Genomic DNA, 646 nt, shown 5'->3' on the forward strand with positions numbered 1-646 from the left:
CGGGGTACGGGCGCGGTGACCGCCCCGCCGCTCTCCGCCTCCCCCGCCCTCGGCCCGCTGCTCGCCCGCGGAGCCCTGCTGTCCCCGTTCAAGCGGCCCCGGCCCGGCGCCGTCTTCTCCGGCGGCCGGCTCGTCCTGCCCAACCTGCGCGTCGACCTCACCCGGCTCGCCGCCTACGAGCGGGTCTGCGGCTTCCCCACCGGCGACGACGCCCTGCCGGTCACCTACCCGCACGTCCTCGGCTTCCCGCTGGCCATGCGCATCATGAGCGGCCGCGCGTTCCCCCTTCCGCTGCTCGGCCTCGTCCACACCTCGATCTCACTGACCCGGCACCGCCCGCTCCCGGCCACCGGGACGACGTACGAACTCGCCGTCCACGTCGACCGGTTGGTCCCGCACCGACGCGGCACGGAGGCCGTCGTCGTGACCGAACTGCGGGAGGCCGGGGAGGTGGTGTGGGAGTCGGAGAGCAGGTATCTGGCTCGGCACCGGACGGACGGGCAGGCGCCCGAGCCGGCTCCGGGGAGCGTGGAGCCGCCGCTCCCCGCGGCCGGGCCTCCGCTTCCCGTGGTCGATGAGTGGCGGCTCGGTGCCGACATCGGGCGGCGGTACGGGGCCGTCTCCGGGGACCGGAACCCGATCCACC

Annotated in this window: 1 protein-coding gene; it reads left to right on the forward strand. The window is 76.0% G+C overall.

Annotated elements, in window-relative coordinates; translation table 11 throughout:
• Positions 1 to 15: 15 nt before the first annotated feature.
• The coding region (locus tag BZL64_RS38695) for a hypothetical protein (RefSeq protein WP_086773550.1) at positions 16 to 646 on the forward strand (631 nt) is incomplete at its 3' end.

It is taken from the genome of Streptomyces bobili (genome assembly GCF_002154575.1).
In the GTDB taxonomy this organism is placed as follows: Bacteria; Actinomycetota; Actinomycetes; order Streptomycetales; family Streptomycetaceae; genus Streptomyces; species Streptomyces bobili.